The sequence below is a fragment of the Bacillus sp. NPDC057893 genome, from assembly GCF_042796455.1.
GTDB lineage: Bacteria > Bacillota > Bacilli > Bacillales > Bacillaceae_G > Bacillus_A.
The window spans coordinates 1-22,312 of the sequence record NZ_JBHVNG010000006.1; the positions used below are offsets into that span (position 1 = coordinate 1).

Annotated in this window: 20 protein-coding genes, 1 rRNA gene and 1 riboswitch; of the genes, 17 read left to right on the forward strand and 4 right to left on the reverse strand. The window is 37.8% G+C overall.

All coding sequences use genetic code 11. The features are described from left to right. Positions 1-98 (forward strand): 5S ribosomal RNA (gene rrf / locus ACFVQC_RS22550); the annotation flags it as partial. 43 nt (positions 99-141) lie between these two features. Here rrf and ACFVQC_RS22555 read toward each other — a convergent pair. Further along, positions 142-423 carry a hypothetical protein gene (locus tag ACFVQC_RS22555; RefSeq protein ID WP_016096968.1) on the reverse strand — a complete coding sequence of 94 codons (282 nt, stop codon included), beginning with the start codon at positions 421-423 and terminating at the stop codon, positions 142-144. Positions 424-705: 282 nt separating this feature from the next. Then, a riboswitch (purine riboswitch) is annotated at positions 706-807 on the forward strand. 110 nt (positions 808-917) lie between these two features. On the opposite strand from ACFVQC_RS22555, the gene purE reads away from it, so the two are divergent. The 12 genes from purE (at position 918) to purD (ending at position 13,971) form a co-directional block, all read left to right on the forward strand. Next, positions 918-1,403 (forward strand): 5-(carboxyamino)imidazole ribonucleotide mutase, encoded by a 486-nt coding sequence (gene purE, locus ACFVQC_RS22560; RefSeq protein WP_377895401.1) that lies wholly within the window; start codon positions 918-920, stop codon positions 1,401-1,403. Continuing rightward, positions 1,400-2,551, forward strand: a complete 1,152-nt coding sequence (gene purK / locus ACFVQC_RS22565) for a 5-(carboxyamino)imidazole ribonucleotide synthase (RefSeq protein WP_377899332.1) — start codon at positions 1,400-1,402, stop codon at positions 2,549-2,551. Before purE ends, purK begins: the two co-directional genes overlap by 4 nt. Then, positions 2,548-3,855, forward strand: coding sequence for an adenylosuccinate lyase (gene purB, locus ACFVQC_RS22570; protein ID WP_377895397.1), 1,308 nt, complete (start codon positions 2,548-2,550; stop codon positions 3,853-3,855). The genes purK and purB overlap by 4 nt, the downstream gene beginning before the upstream one ends. Positions 3,856-3,943: 88 nt before the next feature. Beyond that, positions 3,944-4,663: a phosphoribosylaminoimidazolesuccinocarboxamide synthase gene (gene purC, locus ACFVQC_RS22575; protein WP_341307843.1), complete on the forward strand. Its 720-nt coding sequence runs from the start codon at positions 3,944-3,946 to the stop codon at positions 4,661-4,663. Beyond that, positions 4,656-4,910 (forward strand): phosphoribosylformylglycinamidine synthase subunit PurS, encoded by a 255-nt coding sequence (purS, locus tag ACFVQC_RS22580; protein WP_377899333.1) that lies wholly within the window; start codon positions 4,656-4,658, stop codon positions 4,908-4,910. The genes purC and purS overlap by 8 nt, the downstream gene beginning before the upstream one ends. Next, complete coding sequence (gene purQ, locus ACFVQC_RS22585) at positions 4,907-5,590, forward strand: phosphoribosylformylglycinamidine synthase subunit PurQ (protein WP_002159503.1); 684 nt, start codon at positions 4,907-4,909, stop codon at positions 5,588-5,590. Before purS ends, purQ begins: the two co-directional genes overlap by 4 nt. Next, on the forward strand, positions 5,574-7,793 hold the full coding sequence (gene purL / locus ACFVQC_RS22590; RefSeq protein WP_377895392.1) for a phosphoribosylformylglycinamidine synthase II: 2,220 nt from the start codon (positions 5,574-5,576) through the stop codon (positions 7,791-7,793). Before purQ ends, purL begins: the two co-directional genes overlap by 17 nt. Further along, positions 7,778-9,193, forward strand: a complete 1,416-nt coding sequence (purF, locus tag ACFVQC_RS22595; protein ID WP_377895390.1) for an amidophosphoribosyltransferase — start codon at positions 7,778-7,780, stop codon at positions 9,191-9,193. Before purL ends, purF begins: the two co-directional genes overlap by 16 nt. Before the next feature lie 100 nt (positions 9,194-9,293). Beyond that, a complete protein-coding gene (gene purM / locus ACFVQC_RS22600; RefSeq protein WP_002010019.1) occupies positions 9,294-10,334 on the forward strand; it encodes a phosphoribosylformylglycinamidine cyclo-ligase in 1,041 nt (346 codons plus the stop codon). Next, a complete protein-coding gene (gene purN, locus ACFVQC_RS22605) occupies positions 10,331-10,918 on the forward strand; it encodes a phosphoribosylglycinamide formyltransferase (RefSeq protein ID WP_377895387.1) in 588 nt (195 codons plus the stop codon). Before purM ends, purN begins: the two co-directional genes overlap by 4 nt. Before the next feature lie 24 nt (positions 10,919-10,942). After that, positions 10,943-12,478 carry a bifunctional phosphoribosylaminoimidazolecarboxamide formyltransferase/IMP cyclohydrolase gene (gene purH, locus ACFVQC_RS22610; protein ID WP_377895385.1) on the forward strand — a complete coding sequence of 512 codons (1,536 nt, stop codon included), beginning with the start codon at positions 10,943-10,945 and terminating at the stop codon, positions 12,476-12,478. A gap of 221 nt (positions 12,479-12,699) precedes the next feature. Next, on the forward strand, positions 12,700-13,971 hold the full coding sequence (gene purD / locus ACFVQC_RS22615) for a phosphoribosylamine--glycine ligase (protein ID WP_377899334.1): 1,272 nt from the start codon (positions 12,700-12,702) through the stop codon (positions 13,969-13,971). A gap of 36 nt (positions 13,972-14,007) precedes the next feature. Here purD and ACFVQC_RS22620 read toward each other — a convergent pair whose 3' ends face one another. From ACFVQC_RS22620 to ACFVQC_RS22630, 3 genes are all read right to left on the reverse strand, one after another. Then, a complete protein-coding gene (locus ACFVQC_RS22620) occupies positions 14,008-14,172 on the reverse strand; it encodes a type II toxin-antitoxin system antitoxin (protein WP_001085171.1) in 165 nt (54 codons plus the stop codon). A gap of 15 nt (positions 14,173-14,187) precedes the next feature. After that, the gene (locus ACFVQC_RS22625; protein ID WP_002063557.1) at positions 14,188-15,033 is read right to left on the reverse strand and encodes an SPFH domain-containing protein; all 846 of its coding nucleotides are present in this window, start codon (positions 15,031-15,033) and stop codon (positions 14,188-14,190) included. Positions 15,034-15,251: 218 nt separating this feature from the next. After that, positions 15,252-15,629 carry a YgaP family membrane protein gene (locus tag ACFVQC_RS22630; RefSeq protein ID WP_002159494.1) on the reverse strand — a complete coding sequence of 126 codons (378 nt, stop codon included), beginning with the start codon at positions 15,627-15,629 and terminating at the stop codon, positions 15,252-15,254. Between the two features lie 442 nt (positions 15,630-16,071). On the opposite strand from ACFVQC_RS22630, the gene pcrB reads away from it, so the two are divergent. Genes pcrB through ACFVQC_RS22650 form a run of 4 tightly spaced genes read left to right on the forward strand, consistent with a single transcriptional unit; the run spans position 16,072 to position 22,243 of the window. Continuing rightward, the gene (pcrB, locus tag ACFVQC_RS22635; RefSeq protein WP_002151476.1) at positions 16,072-16,761 is read left to right on the forward strand and encodes a heptaprenylglyceryl phosphate synthase; all 690 of its coding nucleotides are present in this window, start codon (positions 16,072-16,074) and stop codon (positions 16,759-16,761) included. A 12-nt stretch (positions 16,762-16,773) separates the two neighbouring features. Next, positions 16,774-19,005, forward strand: coding sequence for a DNA helicase PcrA (pcrA, locus tag ACFVQC_RS22640; RefSeq protein ID WP_377899335.1), 2,232 nt, complete (start codon positions 16,774-16,776; stop codon positions 19,003-19,005). A 15-nt stretch (positions 19,006-19,020) separates the two neighbouring features. Beyond that, positions 19,021-21,030, forward strand: coding sequence for an NAD-dependent DNA ligase LigA (ligA, locus tag ACFVQC_RS22645; RefSeq protein ID WP_377895376.1), 2,010 nt, complete (start codon positions 19,021-19,023; stop codon positions 21,028-21,030). Positions 21,031-21,046: 16 nt separating this feature from the next. Beyond that, entirely contained in the window at positions 21,047-22,243 is a 1,197-nt protein-coding gene (locus ACFVQC_RS22650) for a CamS family sex pheromone protein (protein WP_377895374.1), read from the forward strand. Positions 22,244-22,312: the final 69 nt, after the last annotated feature.

A 22,312-nucleotide genomic window follows, 5' to 3' on the forward strand; every position in this document is an offset into this window, starting at 1 on the left:
GAGGTCACACCCGTTCCCATACCGAACACGGAAGTTAAGCTCTCTAGCGCCGATGGTAGTTGGGACCTTGTCCCTGTGAGAGTAGGACGTTGCCAAGCAAAAACCTAAGTCGTTTCGACTTAGGTTTTTTTGTGTTTATTTTTATTTACCAAATGTTAAAATCCATAAATTTAATAACGCTAAAGAAGAAAAAAGAATGAAATAGAGGCTGTTTAAAATAATGGCAATGATTTTTTGTACTCCTGATTTTCCGAATGCTCCTAAAATAATCCCTAAGATAGGAAAGATTATTTCTATCATAAGTGTATATTTTAAATAATGAGAGTAGAAAAAATGGGATGATATAAATAAGTATTCAATAATTACAGCAATTACTGCGCTGGAGAAAAATAAATAGGGTAATAACACAGTTATTTTTTTCACGGTTATTCCTCCTTAGAAATTAAATCGTTATAATATAAGTTCTATTGATGTATAGAATACAAGAGTGTATATATTTTAATTAAAATATACGGAAGTACCATATAAACAGTTATACGTAAAATAGATCTCTAGAAATATATATTCTAATTTCCCTTCCTTCTTGTATATAGTTGCAATTCTTCTTTTGAATATAACTAAAACACGAACGTTATCGATGACTAATAAAAAAACATTCGATTATTTATTGACATTGTTTATGAAATATTGTTAATATAGCCATAGAAACAATAATATATAAGACCTCATATAATCGCGGGGATATGGCCTGCAAGTCTCTACCTAACGACCGTTATTCGTTGGACTATGGGGGAAAGTCACTCGGTATTTTTCTATTCACAAGGGATACGTATGCCTGAGTAGAGCGCTTTCTCTCATAGTAAAAGAGAAACTGTTCTATTTCAGGCTTTTTTTATTTGAATCGGGGGGATTCTAATATGAAATCACTAGTTGGAGTCATAATGGGAAGCACGTCAGACTGGGAAACAATGAAATATGCTTGTGACATTTTAGATGAATTAAATATACCGTATGAGAAAAAAGTTGTATCCGCTCATCGGACTCCGGATTATATGTTTGAATATGCAGAAACAGCTCGTGAACGTGGACTAAAAGTTATTATTGCTGGAGCTGGTGGAGCAGCACATTTACCAGGAATGGTTGCAGCGAAGACAAATCTTCCTGTAATTGGTGTCCCTGTTCAATCAAAAGCGTTAAACGGCCTAGATTCGTTATTATCAATTGTCCAAATGCCAGGAGGGGTTCCAGTTGCAACAGTTGCAATTGGTAAGGCTGGTTCAACAAATGCTGGACTACTGGCAGCACAAATACTTGGATCATTTCATGATGATATACATGATGTATTAGAGTTGAGACGAGAAGCTATTGAGAAAACTGTGCGTGAAGGTAGTGAACTAGTATGACGAGAATCATTTTACCTGGAAAGACAATTGGAATTATTGGCGGTGGCCAGCTTGGAAGAATGATGGCGCTGGCAGCTAAGGAAATGGGTTATAAAATAGCTGTTTTAGATCCTACTAAACATTCACCATGTGCACAAGTTGCCGATGTTGAAGTTATTGCATCTTATGATGATTTGAAAGCGATTCAGCATTTAGCAGAGATAAGCGATGTTGTCACATATGAATTTGAGAATATTGATTATAGATGTTTACAATGGCTTGAGAAACATGCGTATTTACCACAAGGTAGTCAATTATTAAACAAAACGCAAAATCGTTTTACAGAAAAAAATGCGATTGTAAAGGCTGGTTTACCAGTCGCATCTTATAAACTAGTTCAGAATCAAGATGAACTTTCAGAAGCAATTGCTGAGCTGTCCTTCCCTTCGGTACTAAAAACAACGACAGGTGGATATGACGGTAAAGGGCAAGTTGTTTTAAGATGTGAAGCTGATGTTGAGAGGGCAAGGGAGCTTGTTAGTAAAGCTGAATGTATTCTAGAAAAATGGGTGCCATTTGAAAAGGAAATATCAGTTATTGTAACTCGCAGTGTAAGTGGTGAAACGAAAGTATTCCCAGTCGCAGAAAATATTCATGTGAATAACATTTTGCACGAATCTATCGTTCCAGCTCGTATTACAGAAGAGCTTTCGCGAAAAGGGATTGAATATGCACAAGTACTTGCGGATGAATTAAAGCTTGTGGGAACACTAGCGGTAGAGATGTTTGCTACAGCTGATGGTGAGATTTACATTAATGAATTAGCACCAAGACCGCACAACTCAGGGCATTATACACTTGATGCATGTGAAACGAGTCAGTTTGGTCAACATATTCGAGCAATCTGTAATTTACCTCTTGGAGAAACAAATTTGTTAAAACCAGTTGTCATGGTGAACATTTTAGGCGAACATATAGAAGGGGTCCTAGGACAAGTGAATAGACTAACCGGGTGCTATTTACACTTGTATGGAAAAGAAGAAGCAAAAGCACAGCGGAAAATGGGGCATGTTAATATTTTAAATGATAATATTGAAGTCGCTCTAGAAAAAGCGAAGAGTTTGCATATTTGGGACCATCAAGAACAACTGCTGGAGGGAAAAAGATGATTAATCGTTATACACGCCCTGAAATGGGTGCGATTTGGACGGAAGAGAACAAATTTAAAGCGTGGTTAGAAGTTGAGATTTTAGCGTGTGAAGCATGGGCTGAGCTTGGCGATATTCCAAAAGAAGATGTGAAAAAAATTCGTGAACATGCATCATTTGATATTGATCGTATTTATGAAATTGAAAAAGAAACACGTCATGATGTAGTTGCTTTCACTCGTGCTGTATCAGAAACACCAACATTAGGTGAAGAACGTAAATGGGTTCATTACGGTTTAACATCTACAGACGTAGTAGATACAGCTTTATCTTACATCTTAAAACAAGCAAATGAAATCTTGTTAAAAGACTTAGAAAACTTTGTTAGCATTTTAGCTAATAAAGCGAAAGAGCATAAGTACACGATTATGATGGGAAGAACACACGGTGTACATGCAGAGCCAACAACATTTGGTTTAAAACTTGGTCTTTGGTATGAAGAAATGAAACGTAACGTAGAGCGTTTCAAACAAGCTGCTGATACAGTTCGCGTTGGTAAATTATCTGGTGCGGTTGGTACATATGCAAATATTGATCCATTCGTAGAAAAGTATGTTTGTGAAAACTTAGGATTAGAAGCAGCACCAATTTCAACACAAACATTGCAACGTGATCGTCATGCACATTACATGTCAACACTTGCACTAATCGCAACATCTGTTGAAAAGATAGCAGTTGAGATTCGTGGTTTACAAAAGAGTGAAACACGTGAAGTTGAAGAGGCTTTCGCAAAAGGTCAAAAAGGTTCTTCTGCAATGCCGCATAAACGTAATCCAATTGGATCTGAAAATATGACTGGTTTAGCTCGTGTTATCCGCGGTTATATGATGACAGCTTACGAGAATGTTCCGTTATGGCATGAGCGTGATATCTCTCACTCTTCTGCAGAACGCGTAATTTTACCAGATGCTACAATTGCGTTAAATTACATGTTAAATCGCTTTGGTAATATCGTTAAAAACTTAACTGTATTCCCAGAGAATATGAAACGCAATATGACAAGAACATACGGCTTAATTTACTCTCAGCGCGTAATGCTTACACTAATTGACAAAGGCATGGTACGTGAAGAAGCTTATGATATCATACAGCCTAAAGCGATGGAGGCTTGGGAAACACAAGTACAATTTAAAGAGCTCATAGAAGCTGACGAGCGTATTACAAGTAAGTTAACGCAAGAAGAAATTAACGAATGTTTCAATTATGAACATCATATGCAACACGTTGATACAATCTTTGAACGCCTTGGATTAAACGAAGCGTAAAATTTCATATGGCACAGAATAGAGTCATTCTGTGCCATTCTTTATAAAAATATTATTCACATTTTTCAAACTACAGGGGGCTTGCGAAATGCAAAAGCTAGAATTGCTGTATGAAGGTAAGGCAAAAAGAATTTATCGTACAGAAGCAGCAGATATGGTTTGGGTAGAGTACAAAGATAGTGCGACTGCTTTCAATGGGGAGAAAAAAGCGACAATTACAGGAAAAGGTCGTTTGAACAATGAGATTACAACTTTATTGTTCAGAAAGTTACAAGAAGTCGGAATTGAAACGCACTTTGTGGAGAAGTTATCTGATACAGAACAACTTGTCAAAAAGGTGAGTATTATTCCATTAGAAGTTGTCACAAGAAACGTAATTGCAGGTAGTCTTTCAAAAAGACTAGGAATGGAAGAAGGAACTGCTCTTACAACACCAATCGTAGAATTTTACTACAAAGATGATGATTTAGGAGATCCACTTGTAACGGAAGATCATATTCGTTTGTTAAATGTTGCAACACCAGAGCAAGTAAGCGTATTACGAGATGCAGCTCTACAAATCAATCAAGTGTTGATTGAGCATTTCGCAAGCTGTCGTGTAAGATTAGTAGATTTCAAATTAGAGTTTGGCGTAACAGAAGAAGGGGAAATCATATTAGCAGATGAAATTTCACCAGATACTTGCCGTTTATGGGATGAAACGAGCAATGAAAAATTTGATAAAGATGTATTCCGTCGTGATCTTGGGAATTTAACAGAAGCATATGAAGAAATTTTAAAACGTTTAGGGGGAGCTTCACATGTATAAAGTTAAGGTATATATAACGTTAAGAGAAAGTGTATTAGATCCACAAGGAACTGCGGTAAAGAGAGCACTTCATAGTCTTTCATTTACAGAAGTACAAGACGTTCGAATCGGAAAGTATATGGAATTAACAATTGATAAATCAGTATCTGATTTGGATAGCAAGGTAAAAGAAATGTGCGAAAAACTATTAGCAAACGTTGTAATGGAAGACTATCGTTATGAAGTTGAGGAGGTTGTCGCACAGTGAAATTTGCCGTAATAGTATTTCCAGGTTCGAACTGTGATGTTGATATGTTTCATGCAATTAAAGATGAGCTTGGCGAAGAAGTAGATTACGTTTGGCATGATACAGAGAACTTAGATGAGTATGATGCGATTCTATTACCAGGTGGGTTCTCTTACGGTGACTACTTACGCTGTGGTGCTATTTCTCGCTTTGCTAATGCAATGAAAGCAGTGCAAAAAGCTGCTGAGCAAGGAAAGCCGATTTTAGGTGTATGTAATGGATTCCAGATTCTTGTTGAATCAGGATTACTACCAGGAGCATTAATGAGAAACGAAAACTTAAAGTTTATGTGCCGTACTGTTCAGTTACGTGTTGAAAATAATGAAACGATGTTTACATCACAATATGAAAAAGATGAAGTAATTAACATTCCAATTGCACATGGCGAAGGAAATTACTATTGTGATGAAGCGACTCTTAAACAATTAGAAGAGAATAATCAAATCGCATTCCGTTACGTAGAAAATCCGAATGGAAGCGTTTCAGATATTGCAGGTATTGTAAATGAAAAAGGAAATGTTCTTGGTATGATGCCACACCCAGAGCGTGCTGTAGATGAATTACTTGGCGGTGCTGAAGGGTTAAAAGTCTTTCAATCTATCTTAAAACAGTGGAGGGAAACATATGTCGTTAATGCTTGAGCCAAATCCAACACAAATTAAAGAAGAGCGTATATATGCGGAAATGGGGCTAACAGACGAAGAGTTTGCCATGGTTGAAAAGATTTTAGGCCGTTTGCCGAATTATACAGAAACGGGACTATTCTCTGTTATGTGGTCTGAACATTGTAGTTATAAAAATTCAAAGCCAGTTCTTCGTAAGTTTCCAACGACAGGTGAGCGTGTCTTACAAGGACCTGGAGAAGGCGCTGGAATTGTAGATATCGGTGATAATCAAGCGGTTGTATTTAAAATGGAAAGTCATAACCATCCTTCTGCAATTGAGCCATATCAAGGGGCAGCAACAGGCGTTGGTGGTATTATTCGCGATGTATTCTCTATGGGCGCACGTCCGGTAGCTCTATTAAACTCACTTCGTTTCGGTGAATTACAATCACCACGTGTGAAATATTTATTCGAAGAAGTAGTAGCAGGAATCGCAGGATACGGTAACTGCATCGGTATTCCTACTGTTGGTGGAGAAGTACAGTTTGATCCATGTTATGAAGGAAATCCACTTGTAAATGCAATGTGTGTAGGCCTAATTAATCATGAAGATATAAAAAAAGGGCAAGCACATGGTGCTGGTAATACAGTAATGTACGTAGGAGCATCAACTGGTCGTGATGGTATTCATGGTGCAACATTCGCATCTGAAGAGTTATCTGAAAGCTCAGAAGCGAAGCGTCCGGCAGTTCAAGTAGGGGATCCATTTATGGAGAAACTTCTTATTGAAGCATGTTTAGAACTTATTCAGTCTGATGCACTTGTTGGAATTCAAGATATGGGAGCTGCTGGTTTAACATCATCTTCTGCAGAAATGGCAAGTAAAGCAGGTATGGGTATTGAAATGTACTTAGATGATGTACCGCAGCGTGAAACAGGAATGACTCCATATGAAATGATGTTATCTGAATCACAAGAGCGTATGTTAATCGTTGTGAAAAAGGGTAGAGAGCAAGAAATAGTAGATTTATTTGAGAAGTATGGTCTTGCAGCGGTTACGATGGGGAAAGTAACTGAGGATAAAATGCTTCGCTTATTCCATAAAGACGAAATGGTAGCTGAAGTACCAGCGGATGCTCTTGCAGAAGAAGCGCCAATTTATTATAAACCGTCAAAAGAAGCAGCATACTTTGCTGAGTTCCAGCAGATGAAAATGGAAACACCGCAAGTAGAGGATTATAAAGAAACATTATTATCTCTATTACAACAACCAACGATTGCAAGTAAAGAGTGGGTATATGATCAATATGATTATCAAGTGCGCACAAGCACAGTTGTTACACCAGGTTCAGATGCAGCGGTTGTACGTGTACGCGGTACAGAAAAAGGATTAGCAATGACGACAGATTGTAACTCTCGCTACATTTATTTAGATCCAGAAGTGGGCGGTAAAATTGCAGTAGCAGAGGCAGCACGTAATATCGTATGTTCTGGCGGGGAGCCACTTGCAATTACAGATTGCTTAAACTTCGGTAACCCAGAAAAACCAGAAATCTTCTGGCAAATTGAGAAATCAGTAGACGGTATGAGTGAAGCTTGCCGCAAGTTACAAACGCCAGTTATCGGCGGGAATGTATCAATGTATAACGAGCGTAGTGGTGAAGCTGTATATCCAACACCAACTGTTGGGATGGTTGGACTTGTACACGATTTAAAACACGTAACAACACAAGAATTTAAACAAGCTGGCGATTTAGTTTATGTAATTGGAGAGACGAAAGCTGAGTTTGGCGGAAGTGAATTACAGAAAATGATCTATGGGAAAATTTTCGGTCAATCACCAAGCATCGATCTAGATGTAGAATTAAAACGCCAAAAACAATTACTAGCAGCAATTCAAGCTGGACTTGTTCAATCTGCACATGATGTTGCAGAAGGTGGTTTAGCAGTTGCAATTACTGAAAGTGCAATTGGTGCTAACGGTTTAGGTGCTACTGTGAAATTAGATGGAGAAGCAACAGCAGTATTATTTGCAGAATCACAATCTCGCTTCGTTATAACTGTAAAACGTGAAAATAAAGAAGCATTTGAGAAAGCGGTTGAAGCAATTCAAGTTGGAGAAGTTACAAATACAAATGAAGTAACAATTCATAATGAAGAAAATGAAGTATTACTTACAGCAAATGTAGATGAAATGAGAAAGGCTTGGAAAGGGGCAATCCCATGCTTACTGAAATAAAGGGGTTAAATGAAGAATGTGGCGTTTTCGGAATTTGGGGGCATGAAAATGCAGCACAAGTTTCGTACTATGGATTGCACAGTTTGCAGCACCGTGGGCAAGAGGGCGCAGGCATTGTTGTAAATAATGGGGAAAAGATCGTCGGTCACAAGGGATTAGGTTTAATATCAGAAGTGTTTTCAAGAGGTGAGCTAGAGGGATTAAACGGGAAATCAGCAATTGGACACGTACGATATGCAACAGCTGGTGGAAGTGAAGTTGCTAACGTTCAGCCATTATTATTCCGTTTTTCTGATCATAGCATGGCGTTAGCTCATAACGGAAATTTAATTAACGCAAAAATGCTTCGTCGTGAATTAGAGGCAGAGGGAAGTATTTTTCAAACAAGTTCAGATACAGAAGTACTTTTACACCTCATTAAACGTAGTACAAAAGATTCTTTAATTGATAGTGTAAAAGAGGCCCTAAATAAAGTGAAAGGTGCGTTTGCATATCTTTTACTAACTGGAAATGAAATGATCGTTGCGCTAGATCCAAATGGATTCCGTCCTCTTTCAATTGGAAAGATGGGGGATGCTTACGTTGTAGCATCGGAAACATGTGCTTTCGATGTAGTTGGTGCAACATACATTCGTGATGTAGAACCTGGTGAATTGCTTATTATCAATGATGAAGGAATTCACGTAGATCGTTTTACAAATGAAGTAGACCATGCGATTTGCAGTATGGAATACATTTACTTTGCACGTCCAGATTCTAATATCGCTGGTATTAATGTTCATGCAGCACGCAAAAACATGGGGAAACGTTTAGCGGCGGAAGCTCCTATTGAAGCTGATGTTGTTACTGGTGTACCAGACTCTAGTATTTCAGCAGCAATTGGTTATGCGGAGGCGACAGGAATTCCGTATGAGTTAGGATTAATTAAAAATCGTTACGTTGGACGTACGTTTATTCAACCTTCTCAAGAACTGCGTGAGCAAGGGGTTAAGATGAAGCTCTCAGCAGTAAGAGGTGTAGTTGAAGGAAAACGAGTTGTTATGATTGACGATTCTATCGTAAGAGGAACGACAAGTAAACGAATTGTTCGTATGCTTCGCGAGGCTGGAGCGACAGAAGTCCATGTAAGAATTGCTTCACCACCTCTTAAGTATCCATGCTTCTATGGCATTGATATTCAAACGAGAAAAGAATTAATTGCAGCAAATAATACAATAGAAGAAATCCGTCAAATCATCGGAGCAGATTCTTTAACATTTTTAAGTGAAGATGGATTAGTAGATGCAATTGGACGCCCATATGAAGGGAAATACGGTGGTCTATGTATGGCTTACTTCAATGGAGACTATCCAACAGCTCTTTATGATTATGAGCAAGAGCTTTTAGAAAGTATGAAATAAGAAGAAAAAAGCTTCTACTTCTTTTGATGTAGAAGCTAGCTTCTTTCTTAAAACGGCCGCCCTGGATGGGGAGAAATTAAAAGACGAGGTGTAAAAAACGATGGCGAATGCATATAAGCAAGCAGGAGTAGATATTGAAGCTGGATATGAAGCGGTATCTCGCATGAAAAAACACGTACAAACAACAATGAGAAAAGAAGTGCTAGGCGGTTTAGGCGGTTTTGGAGGTATGTTTGATCTATCAAAATTTGCATTAGAAGAACCTGTATTAGTATCTGGAACAGATGGCGTGGGAACGAAATTGATGCTCGCTTTTATGGCAGATAAACATGACACAATTGGTATTGATGCAGTAGCAATGTGTGTAAATGATATTGTTGTCCAAGGAGCAGAGCCGCTTTTCTTCCTTGATTATATTGCTTGTGGTAAAGCTGAACCTAGTAAAATTGAAAACATCGTCAAAGGTATATCAGAGGGCTGTCGCCAAGCTGGTTGTGCATTAATTGGTGGAGAAACAGCTGAAATGCCAGGAATGTATTCTACGGAAGAATACGATTTAGCTGGTTTTACAGTTGGAATTGTTGATAAAAAGAAAATTGTAACAGGTGAAAAGATTGAAGCTGGTCACGTATTAATTGGCTTAGCATCTAGCGGTATTCATAGTAACGGTTATTCTTTAGTAAGAAAAGTACTACTAGAAGATGGAGAGCTATCTTTAGATCGTATTTACGGACGTTTAGAACTACCTCTTGGTGAAGAATTATTAAAACCAACGAAAATTTATGTCAAACCTATTTTAGAACTATTGAAGAAACATGAAGTATACGGTATGGCACATATTACAGGTGGTGGATTCATTGAAAATATTCCACGTATGTTGCCAGAAGGAATCGGTGCGGAAATTGAATTAGGATCTTGGCAAGTTCAACCGATTTTTAGTTTACTTCAAGAGGTTGGAAAACTAGAAGAGAAAGAAATGTTCAATATTTTTAACATGGGTATTGGTATGGTAGTAGCAGTAAAGGAAGAAGAGGCAAAAGATATTGTTCGTCTTCTTGAGGAACAAGGCGAGAAAGCTCATATTATTGGACACACTGTACAAGGATCTGGTGTTACCTTTATTGAGGGAACAGAAGTATGAGTAGATTAGCAGTTTTTGCTTCTGGGAGCGGCTCTAACTTTCAATCTCTTATTAATGCGGTAGAAGAAAAAAGATTGGATGCAGATATTAGTTTATTAGTATGTGATAAACCAGAGGCACGCGCTATTGGACGGGCACATTATCACCATATTCCGTGTTTCACCTTTTCAGCGAAAGCATATGAGTCAAAAGAAGCATTTGAAAGAGAGATATTAAAGAAGCTAGAAGAGTATGAAATTGATTATGTTATTTTAGCTGGATATATGCGTTTAATTGGACCGACTTTACTAGCAGCATACGGCGGAAAAATTATTAATATTCATCCATCACTATTACCGAGTTTTCCAGGTAAAGATGCTGTTGGTCAAGCGTTAGAAGCAGGTGTGAAAGTAACTGGAGTAACGATTCATTATGTAGATGCAGGTATGGATACAGGTCCAATTATTGCGCAAGAAGCAGTAGTTGTTTCTGAAGGGGATACGAGAGAAAGCTTACAAAAGAAAATTCAACAAGTTGAACATAAATTATACGTAAATACAGTGAATCAAATTGTTCAGTCTGTGAAAAAACCAACTGTTAACTAACATACAACCAGGGGTGAAGGATAAATGAAAAAGCGTGCATTAGTAAGTGTTTCAGATAAAACAGGAGTAGTAGAATTTGTTAAAGGTTTACTTGAACAAGGGATTGAAGTTATTTCAACAGGTGGTACGAAAAAATTATTAGAAGAAAACGGCTTGCAAGTAATTGGTATTTCTGAAGTAACTGGTTTCCCAGAAATTATGGATGGCCGTGTAAAAACATTACATCCAAATATTCATGGTGGTCTATTAGCAGTTCGTGATAATGAAACGCATGTAGCGCAAATGAATGAATTAGGTATTCAACCAATTGACTTTGTTGTTGTTAACTTATACCCATTTAAAGAAACAATCGCTAAGCCTGATGTAACATTTGCTGATGCAATTGAAAATATTGATATCGGTGGCCCAACAATGATTCGCTCTGCTGCGAAAAATCATAAATTTGTATCGGTAATTGTAGATCCAGTAGATTATGATGTTGTATTAGCAGAACTGAAAGAGAACGGTGAAGTAACAGAGGAAACGAAATGTAAATTAGCAGCGAAAGTATTCCGTCATACAGCGGCATATGATGCGTTAATTTCTAATTACTTAACAAAGCAAATGGGCGAAGAAAGCCCAGAAACAGTAACGGTGACATTTGAGAAAAAACAAGATTTACGCTATGGCGAAAATCCACATCAAAAAGCAACGTTCTATAAAGCACCATTCGCAGCAACGTCTTCTGTTGCATATGCAGAACAATTGCACGGTAAAGAATTATCTTACAACAATATTAATGATGCGGATGCAGCGCTTAGCATCGTGAAAGAATTTACAGAACCGGCAGTAGTAGCGGTAAAACATATGAATCCATGTGGTGTTGGAGTAGGCATGGATATTCATGAAGCATACACACGTGCTTATGAAGCGGATCCAGTATCAATCTTCGGCGGTATTATTGCAGCAAATCGTGAAATTGATAAAGCTACAGCAGAAAAGTTACACGAAATTTTCTTAGAAATTATTATTGCACCTTCGTTCTCACAAGAAGCTTTAGAAGTGTTACAAAGTAAGAAAAACTTGCGCATACTAACTGTAAATATTGAAAAGGCAACGACTGCAAGCAAAAAGCTAACTTCTGTACAAGGTGGTCTTCTTGTTCAAGAGGAAGATACATTATCATTAGATGAAAGTGCAATTTCAATTCCAACGAAACGTGAACCGTCAGAGCAAGAATGGAAAGATTTAAAACTAGCTTGGAAAGTTGTAAAGCATGTGAAATCAAATGCAATTGTTTTAGCGAAAGATGATATGACAATTGGTGTTGGTGCTGGACAAATGAACCGTGTAGGTTCTGCGAAGATTGCAATCACACAAGCTGGCGAAAAAGCACAAGGTAGCGCACTTGCATCTGATGCTTTCTTCCCAATGCCAGATACAGTAGAAGAAGCAGCAAAAGCTGGAATTACAGCGATCATTCAACCAGGCGGATCGATTCGTGATGAAGATTCTATTAAAATGGCAGATGCGTATGGGATTACGATGGTGTTCACTGGCGTACGTCATTTCAAACATTAATAGAGGATGTTTAAAAAGTCCGGTCAAGATAACTGTCGCATGTCGTCGTTGCAATGCCAGTGCGGTACTCATGTAGGAAAGCTACACTCCGTGTCCTCCTGGCAAATGCGCCTCGACCTGCTCGGTTCTCTTGATCCTCCTTTTTAAACTTACATTGATATGAAAACAAACTAGGAGCATAGCTTCTAGTTTGTACTTATTTAATTATTGGGGGATGAAATATGAATGTTTTAGTAATCGGCCGTGGTGGACGTGAGCATGCTTTAGCTTGGAAGTTTGCACAATCTGAAAAGGTAGAAAAAATATATGTAGCGCCAGGTAATGAAGGTATGCGAGACGTTGCAACACCAGTTGATATTGATGAGAATGATTTTGATGCATTAGTCTTATTTGCAAAAGAAAACAATGTAGGCTTAACTTTCGTTGGACCAGAAATTCCACTTATGAATGGAATCGTTGATCGCTTTAAGGAAGAGGGACTTCGTGTATTTGGGCCTAATAAAGCGGCTGCTGTTATTGAAGGTAGTAAAGCTTTTACAAAAGAATTGATGAAAAAGTATGATATTCCAACTGCGGCATATGAAACTTTTACAGACTATGAAGAGGCAGTAAAGTACATTCAGAAAGTTGGTGCACCGATCGTAATTAAGGCAGATGGGTTAGCTGCTGGTAAAGGTGTAACCGTAGCAATGACGCTTGAAGAGGCATTGCAAGCTGTGAAAGAAATGCTACAAGATGTGAAATTCGGCGCAGCGAGCAAGAAGGTCGTTATTGAAGAGTTTTTAGATGGACAAGAATTTTCATTAATGGCATTTGTAAATGGAACAACTGTGCATCCAATGGTAATTGCTCAAGATCATAAACGAGCTTTTGATGGCGATAAAGGTCCTAATACAGGCGGAATGGGTGCATATTCCCCAGTACCACAAATTCCGGAGTCAGCGGTTCAAGAAGCGATTCAAACAGTATTACATCCAACTGCTAAAGCGATGATCCAAGAAAATCGTTCGTTTACAGGAATTTTATATGCGGGGCTTATTTTAACGAATGATGGTCCAAAGGTAATTGAGTTCAATGCACGCTTTGGTGATCCTGAAACAGAAGTTGTATTACCTCGCTTAGAAAATGATTTAGTTGATGTATGTAACGCTGTATTAGATGAAAGTAAATTGACGTTAGAATGGTCAAAGGAAGCAGTTATTGGTGTCGTACTTGCTTCGAAAGGATATCCAGAAGCATATAAAAAAGGTGAAATTATTAAAGGATTAGATGCACTGCAAGATGTGATTGTTTTCCATGCGGGTACAGCGATGAAACATGGTGACTTTGTAACAAACGGTGGCCGTGTATTATTTGTTGCTTGTAAGGCGAATAGTTTACAAGAAGCGAAAGATAAGGTCTATAAAGAAATCGGTAAAATTGAGAGTGATGGTTTATTTTACCGAAGTGATATAGGATATCGTGCAATTGGGCATGAGATGACGAGAAGCTAATGTATAAAAAATCCCGCTGATTTCTCAGTGGGATTTTTATGCATCTTTATCTTTTTTTAATTTCCCTTTTTGCTTTGCCATTTCTCGAAGTAAATACTCGATGTGTGCATTGACGCTACGAAACTCATCATTCGCCCATTTTTCGATGACTGCGTGTAATTCAGGATCAATACGTAATGGAAAGCTTTTCTTTTTGGCCATAATCACTTACAACCTTTAGTATAGGCTTCCTGTATTAATAACTGGTTGCGCACCTTTATCTGAAACGATGGCAACTAATAAATTGTTCACCATATTTGCTTTACGCTCGTCATCGAGTTCCAGTACGCCTTCTTCATCTAACATATGGATTGAATCTTTCGCCATCTTCACAGCACCTTCAACAATCTCTTTTCTAGCAGCTAATACTGCCTTTGCTTGTTGACGTTGGAGCATTGCATGGGCAATTTCTGTTGCGTAAGCTAAATGTGTTAAACGAGTTTCTAATACTTCTACGCCAGCGATTTCAAGGCGTGCTTCTAACTCACGCTTTAATTCTTCAGAGATTTCTTCAGTATTTCCTCGTAACGTGATACAAGTTTCATCTTGGAAATTATCATAAGGATATTTTGTAGCAACGTGGCGAATTGCTGTTTCACTTTGAATTTCTACGAATCGATCGTAATGCTCAACACCAAACATTGCTTTTGCGGAATCAACAACTTTATATACGATAACGGCTGCAATTTCAATTGGATTGCCCTCAACATCGTTTACTTTTAATTTCTTACTGTTAAAGTTTTCAACACGTAAAGATACAGTTTGACGAAACGCGAATGGAATTGTTAAAAATAAACCATTTTGACGAATTGTTCCTAAATAACTACCGAAGAACGTAATAACTTTCGCTTGATTAGGTTGAACGATACCGATACCTGTAGCTAAAACAGATGCTAATATGAGAGCTAAAATAGCTATTACAAACATTTCTTGTACCAGGCAAAATACACCGATAGCGGCTAAAACTAAAATTCCAATAACGCCGAGAAATCCATTGACATAAAATACTTGTTTTTCTTTCATATGATCGCCTCCTTGATATAAAAATGATATCACTTTTATATCATTACATGCAAGGGGGTTAAACCTAATTTTCTGAATTTTATTGTTTGATATCTTTTATGTACGTTTTAAGGGTAAAAAAAGAATGTACGTTCTGTTTGTGGTAAAATAAAGAAGACTTAACCGCCCACTGCAGCAGCTAAGTCTCTTTGAGAGCATCTTGCATCGTGACAAATGATTCAAAGCGGTTTTGCCAGGATTAATTCTTCAATCGCTGACTCAATCTCTTTGTCAGAAGTGTCATAACTTCCATTTGACTTTGGTTTGTCATGACTGGAAGCTTGCTTAACTTCCTCTTTATTATGGCCTTTTTCAGTAAAGTTCATGCTAGGCATTTTAAATGCGCTCATATTCATATATTTTCCAAACTTACAGGCTTCAACAATAGGGCAGAAACGAACGATTCCCTCCGCAATTTTCATGGCACCAATCCATAGCAAAACTTTAGACCAAGTGCACCAAGGTTTACGTACGAGTTTAGCTGTACTACAACCGAAGAGGATGAGTCCGAGTGTAATTCGAATTAGAGCACTAATTGTGCCGATGTTTTGCTTCATTAGAAAAACACTCCTTTTTGATGAACTTCGAAATAGAAATACTATTTCATTTGTTAGTATTCCGTATAAGCTTTTTGATATGTAATCCAACATTTGACGTTGAAAAAGATGTTGGATTGGGCGTGTGTGTAGGAAGCTTTTTTTGTTATAATGAAAGAATGCGTAAAAGGAAGTTCAAAAAGTCCGGTAAAGATAGCTGTCGCATTTCATCGTTGCATACGGCCAGTCCGGTACTCATGTAGGGAAAACTACATTCCGTTCCTCCAGGCGAATGCGCCTCGACCTGCTCGGCTCTCTATATCCTCCTTTTTGAACAAATATAGTAAGGAAGTTCAAAAAGTCTGGTAAAGATATAGCAAGGAATTTAAAAACTCCTGATAAAAATTAACTGTTATTTTGAACAGAAATATAGATATAACTAGAGAAAAGAAAGGGTGTTTTCATGTACGATATTTCCAAATGGAAACATGTATTTAAGCTTGATCCAAATAAGGAGTTAAGTGACGAACATTTAGAAATGATTTGTGAATCTGGAACGGATGCTGTTATTGTAGGCGGAAGTGATGGAGTTACAATTGATAACGTATTACACATGCTAGTTAGCATTCGTAGATATGCAGTTCCTTGTGTGTTAGAGGTTTCTGATTTGGAAGCAATTACACCGGGATTTGATTTTTATTACATCCCAAGTGTTTTAAATAGCCGAAAAGTAGAATGGGTAACAGGTGTTCATCATGAGGCATTGAAAGAATTTGGGGATATTATGGACTGGGACGAAATTTTCATGGAAGGGTATTGTGTTTTAAATCCAGAAGCGAAAGTAGCCCAGCTTACAGATGCAAAATGTGATTTAACAGAAGATGATGTTATTGCATATGCACGTTTAGCAGACAAGCTATTACATTTACCGATATTCTATTTAGAATATAGCGGGACGTATGGAGATATTGAACTTGTTAAAAATGTAAAAGCAGAATTGAAGCAAGCTAAGCTATATTATGGCGGTGGTATTTCTAATGCAGAACAAGCGAAAGAAATGGCACAGTATGCTGATACAGTAGTTGTTGGAAATGTTATTTATGATGATATAAAATTGGCGTTAAAAACAGTTAAAGCAGTAAAAGGAGAGTAGGTGCAGGCGCATATGAGTACGACAGATAGGTTATTAAATGGTTTAAATCCGCAGCAACAAAAAGCAGTACAAACAACAAATGGAGCACTTCTATTAATGGCAGGCGCAGGTAGTGGGAAAACACGTGTGTTAACACACCGTATTGCGTATTTACTTGGTGAAAAAGGTGTGGCGCCATGGAATGTACTAGCAATTACCTTTACAAATAAAGCTGCTCGTGAAATGCGTGAGCGTATTGATAAACTTGTTGGACCAGAAGCAGAAGATATTTGGATTTCTACGTTCCACTCTATGTGTGTACGTATTTTACGACGTGATATTGACCGCATTGGGATTAATCGTAACTTTACGATTTTAGATGCAGGTGATCAGTTAACTGTAGTAAAGAAAATTATGAAGGAGCGCAATATTGACCCGAAGAAGTTTGAACCACGCTCTATTTTAGCGGGTATTAGTAATGCGAAAAATGAACTGTTATCTGCAGATAAATATGCAAAAAAAATTACAACCGCTGATCCATATGAAAAATTAACGAGCGATGTATATACAGAATATCAAAAACGCCTTCTGAAAAATAACTCATTAGACTTTGATGATTTAATTATGACGACGATTCAGCTATTTGAACGTGTTCCAGAAGTGCTAGAGTTCTATCAGCGTAAGTTCCAATATATTCACGTTGATGAGTATCAAGATACGAACAAAGCCCAGTACCTTCTTGTTAAACATTTGGCATCACGTTTTAAAAACCTTTGTGTTGTTGGTGATTCGGATCAGTCTATTTACCGCTGGCGCGGGGCTGACATTTCTAACATTTTGTCATTCGAAAAAGACTATGAAAATGCGCAAGTTATTCTGTTAGAACAAAACTATCGTTCATCACAAAATATTTTAAATGCAGCTAATGCTGTAATTGAAAAAAATTCAAACCGTAAACCGAAGAAATTATGGACAGACAATCAAATTGGGAGCAAAATCTCGTATTATCGTGCTGCAACCGAAAAGGACGAAGCGTATTTTGTTGCGAAAAAAATTCGTGATGATATTCAAATGGGGAACCGAAAATATACTGATTTTGCAGTGTTATATCGTACAAATGCCCAGTCTCGTATGATCGAGGAGATTTTCCTGAAATCTAATATCCCTTACAAAATTGTGGGCGGTACTAAGTTCTACGACCGTAAAGAGATTAAAGACATTTTGGCGTACTTACGTTTAATTGGGAATCCAGATGATGAGATTAGTTTCGCGCGTATTATTAACATGCCAAAGCGCGGGGTTGGTGCGACTTCTATTGATAAAATTATTAATTACGGTGTACAAAATGGAATTTCATTAACTGCTGTATTAGATGAGATTGAGCATGTTGGAGTAAGTGCAAAAATTACAAAGGCAGTAAAAGAATTCGCAGGTTTATTACACAACTGGGTAAATATGCAAGAGTATTTATCTGTTACGGAATTAGTAGAAGAAGTTATTGAAAAAACAGGCTATCGCGATATGTTGAAAAATGAGCGTTCTTTAGAAGCAGAAGGTCGTTTAGAAAACTTAGACGAGTTTTTATCTGTTACGCAAACATTCGAATCTCAAAGTGAAGATAAGAGCCTTGTTGCATTCTTAACGGACTTAGCTCTTGTTGCGGATATTGATCGTGTAGATGAAGATCCAACTGCTGGTGAAGAAGTTATTTTAATGACGATGCACTCAGCAAAAGGGTTAGAGTTCCCAGTTGTCTTTATTGTTGGTTTAGAGGAAGGGATATTCCCGCATACTCGTTCTCTTATGGAAGAGGATGAAATGCAAGAAGAGCGTCGTCTTGCTTATGTAGGTATTACTCGTGCAGAAGAAGAGTTATACTTATCCAATGCGCAAATGCGTACTTTATTTGGTAGAACAAGTATGAATGCAGCATCTCGATTTATTACAGAAATTCCGGCAGAATTGGTGGAATCATTAAATGAAACAGCACCGAAGCGTGAAACTTCGTTTGGTGCAAAAGGAAGAACGACAAGCGCAACTACAACACGTTCTCGTTCAGCTTTCGTGCGTCCGGCTGTTAAGACAACAGGTGGCGAGCAAATTGGCTGGGCAGTAGGCGATAAAGCTTCTCACCAGAAGTGGGGAGTCGGTACAGTTGTAAGTGTAAAGGGTGAAGGTGATGCAAAAGAGTTAGATATTGCGTTTCCAAGCCCAATTGGTGTTAAACGTTTATTAGCAAAATTTGCACCTGTGACGAAACAATAGGAAAGGACTGAGGATATGTCAAAAGAGATAACAAAAAAACGTATAGAAGAACTGCGTGATTTGTTAAATACATTTAACTATCAATATCACGTATTAGACAATCCTTCTGTTTCTGATGCGGAATATGACCGTGATATGCAGGAGCTTATGAAATTAGAAGCAGAGAACCCTGAATTTGTAACGGAAGACTCCCCCTCTATTCGAGTTGGGGGAGCTGTACTTGATATATTTGAAAAGGTAACGCATAAATCACCGATGTTAAGTTTAGGTAACGCATTTAATGAAGGAGATTTGCGTGATTTTGACCGAAGAGTACGTCAAGGAATTGATGATACGAATGTAAGATATATATGCGAATTAAAAATTGACGGACTTGCTGTTTCACTTCATTATGAAAAAGGGCGCTTTATTCAAGGTGCAACACGTGGTGATGGTGTAACGGGTGAAGATATTACCCAAAACTTGAAAACGATTAAAGCAATTCCACTTCGATTAAATGAAGAAGTAACGTTAGAAGCGCGAGGCGAGGCTTATATGCCGAAGCGTTCATTCGTTAAATTAAATGAGGAAAAAGAGCAAAATGGTGAAGATGTATTTGCGAATCCACGTAATGCGGCAGCAGGATCGATACGCCAACTTGATCCGAAAATTGCAGCGAAGCGTAACTTATCTATGTTTGTGTATGGTCTTGCTAATGTAGAAGAAAAAACAATTCCATCCCACAGTGAATCGCTGGATTTCTTAGGTGAGCTTGGATTTAAGACGAATCCAAATCGTCGTACATGTGAAACAATTGAAGATGTAATAGCGTATGTAGCAGAGTGGCAAGAAAAACGTCCGCATCTTGATTATGAGATTGATGGAATCGTTATAAAAGTAGACGATGTTGCTATTCAAGAAAGCTTAGGAACTACAGCAAAGAGTCCAAGATGGGCAATAGCTTATAAATTCCCAGCTGAAGAAGTTGTGACGAGATTAACAGGGATTGAATTAAGTGTCGGCCGCACAGGGGTTGTAACACCAACTGCGGAGCTCGAGCCAGTTAGAGTGGCTGGTACTATCGTTCGTCGTGCTTCTTTACATAACGAAGATTTAATTCGTGAAAAGGATATTCGAATTGGTGACTACGTTGTTGTGAAAAAGGCTGGAGATATCATTCCTGAAGTTGTGAACGTTATTTTTGATAAGCGTACTGGTGAGGAAGAAGAATATCATATGCCAACGCATTGTCCAGCATGTGAGAGTGAACTTGTTCGTTTAGAAGAAGAAGTAGCACTTCGATGTATAAATCCGACTTGTCCAGCTCAAATTCGTGAAGGATTAATCCATTTCGTTTCAAGAAATGCAATGAATATTGATGGACTTGGAGAACGTGTAATTACACAACTCTTTGATGCGGATTATATTCGTACGTTTGCTGATTTATATTCATTGACGAAAGAGCAATTATTACAACTAGAACGTTTCGGTGAAAAATCAGCAACAAATCTAGTACAAGCAATTGAGAACTCTAAGGAAAACTCATTAGAGCGATTATTATTCGGTCTTGGTATTCGCCACGTCGGTGTGAAAGCCGCACGTACATTTGCTGAGCATTTCGAAACGATGGATGAGCTTGTGAAAGCAACGGAAGAAGAACTAAAAACAATTAACGAGATTGGTGAAAAAATGGCTCAATCCGTTGTAACGTATTTCGATAATGAAGACGTATTAGAGCTATTACAACAATTTAAAGAGTATGGCGTGAACATGGCATACAAAGGTATAAAAGTTGCTGATCTACAAAATGTTGAATCGTACTTTGCAGGAAAAACTGTCGTCTTAACAGGGAAATTAGAAGTTATGGGACGCAGTGAAGCAAAGAAGAAGATTGAGGCATTAGGTGGAAAAGTAACAGGAAGTGTTAGTAAAAGTACGGATTTAGTTGTTGCTGGTGAAGCTGCTGGTTCGAAATTAGCGCAAGCAGAGAAGCACAATGTTGAAGTTTGGAATGAAGAGAGGTTCTTACAAGAGCTGAATAAGTAAGAGGTGCAAACTTACAATGAAAAAAATAGCGTTAGCGGTATTAAGTCTTAGCCTACTTGTAAGTGGGTGTAGTATGGGTTCCAATAAAGATGAAAAAGCAGTTGAGAAATCGGGGAAAGCGAAAGAACAAGCAGTTATCCCGAAATACTCCATTTCGGATGAATATTATAAGACAACGGTTCCATTTGATCCAGGTAAGGCACGTGGTTTAGTTGTACAAGGTTTAAATAGTCGCCTTGATATAGATGAATTTGAAACAGGACTAATGCGCATTGCCAAAGAATCATTTAGTACGAAAGATTATTTCTTTAAAGGCGGAAAGGTTCTAGATGCTCAAAATATACAAATGCTTGTAAAAAGGAAGCGTACAGATGCTGAACAAAAAGAGCTAGAGGATAAGTTGAAAAAAGATGCAGTTAAATTTCCGAATATCGGACTGAATCCAGCCTTAAGTGAAGGTTCGGAGTCACTAGAAGTGAAAAATAAAAAAAATCCAATGTATATCTCAAATATTTTAGAGCATGATTACTACGTACAAAAAGGTGGGAACGATGTTGAACCTGACGGCATTGTAATTGGATTAGCGATGAATTCTATTCAATATTATGAGGAAGAGCATGGGTATCCACGTGAAGCTGCAATCCCAGATGAAAAAATGTTAGCTGAAGGGAAAAGAATGGCACAAGAAATCTTGAAAGTCATGCATCAAAAAAACGCTAACACAAAAAATATTCCGATAACATTTGCAATTTATCGTCAAGGTCCAAAGTCTTCACTTGTGCCAGGGAATTTTGTTTCTTATGCTAAGGTAGAAAAAGGTAGTGAAACGGTTGAGGATTGGAAAGCAATCAATGAGAAATATTATTTGTTCCCGTCTGAACAAGCAAAAGCGGATAATAAACGTGAAGACCTTGCAAGGGTGTCAAACTTTAAAGCGAAGTTAAGTGAGTATTTCCAAGGTGATTATACAGCTGTTATCGGTACTGGAATGTATAGAGATGATGAATTAAAAGAAATGAAGCTCGATATTCCTGTCCAATTCAATGGGAAAGCTGAAGTAATTGGTTTTACACAATATGTAGCTGGACTTGTTATGGAATACTTCCCGAATTATATGAAAGTACAAGTAACAATTAAATCTGTAGAACGTCCAGAAGCAATTATTATACGTGAAGCGAAGCAAGATGAACCGTTTGTGAAAGTTTTAGATTAAAGATGAGAGCTGTTCCGTAAAGGAACAGCTTTTTTTCTTGAAAAATTTTGTTATAATTTTAAATGTTAC

Bases quoted from the DNA above. Each gene is read 5' to 3' on its own strand.
- purC (WP_341307843.1), top strand. From the start codon at position 3,944: ATGCAAAAGCTAGAATTGCTGTATGAAGGTAAGGCAAAAAGAATTTAT.
- ACFVQC_RS22625 (WP_002063557.1), bottom strand. From the start codon at position 15,033: ATGAAAGAAAAACAAGTATTTTATGTCAATGGATTTCTCGGCGTTATT.
- pcrB (WP_002151476.1), top strand. From the start codon at position 16,072: ATGTACGATATTTCCAAATGGAAACATGTATTTAAGCTTGATCCAAAT.
- purN (WP_377895387.1), top strand. From the start codon at position 10,331: ATGAGTAGATTAGCAGTTTTTGCTTCTGGGAGCGGCTCTAACTTTCAA.
- purK (WP_377899332.1), top strand. From the start codon at position 1,400: ATGACGAGAATCATTTTACCTGGAAAGACAATTGGAATTATTGGCGGT.
- ligA (WP_377895376.1), top strand. From the start codon at position 19,021: ATGTCAAAAGAGATAACAAAAAAACGTATAGAAGAACTGCGTGATTTG.
- purD (WP_377899334.1), top strand. From the start codon at position 12,700: ATGAATGTTTTAGTAATCGGCCGTGGTGGACGTGAGCATGCTTTAGCT.
- purS (WP_377899333.1), top strand. From the start codon at position 4,656: ATGTATAAAGTTAAGGTATATATAACGTTAAGAGAAAGTGTATTAGAT.
- ACFVQC_RS22630 (WP_002159494.1), bottom strand. From the start codon at position 15,629: ATGAAGCAAAACATCGGCACAATTAGTGCTCTAATTCGAATTACACTC.
- purB (WP_377895397.1), top strand. From the start codon at position 2,548: ATGATTAATCGTTATACACGCCCTGAAATGGGTGCGATTTGGACGGAA.
- purL (WP_377895392.1), top strand. From the start codon at position 5,574: ATGTCGTTAATGCTTGAGCCAAATCCAACACAAATTAAAGAAGAGCGT.
- purE (WP_377895401.1), top strand. From the start codon at position 918: ATGAAATCACTAGTTGGAGTCATAATGGGAAGCACGTCAGACTGGGAA.
- purF (WP_377895390.1), top strand. From the start codon at position 7,778: ATGCTTACTGAAATAAAGGGGTTAAATGAAGAATGTGGCGTTTTCGGA.
- pcrA (WP_377899335.1), top strand. From the start codon at position 16,774: ATGAGTACGACAGATAGGTTATTAAATGGTTTAAATCCGCAGCAACAA.
- ACFVQC_RS22650 (WP_377895374.1), top strand. From the start codon at position 21,047: ATGAAAAAAATAGCGTTAGCGGTATTAAGTCTTAGCCTACTTGTAAGT.
- ACFVQC_RS22620 (WP_001085171.1), bottom strand. From the start codon at position 14,172: ATGGCCAAAAAGAAAAGCTTTCCATTACGTATTGATCCTGAATTACAC.
- purM (WP_002010019.1), top strand. From the start codon at position 9,294: ATGGCGAATGCATATAAGCAAGCAGGAGTAGATATTGAAGCTGGATAT.
- purH (WP_377895385.1), top strand. From the start codon at position 10,943: ATGAAAAAGCGTGCATTAGTAAGTGTTTCAGATAAAACAGGAGTAGTA.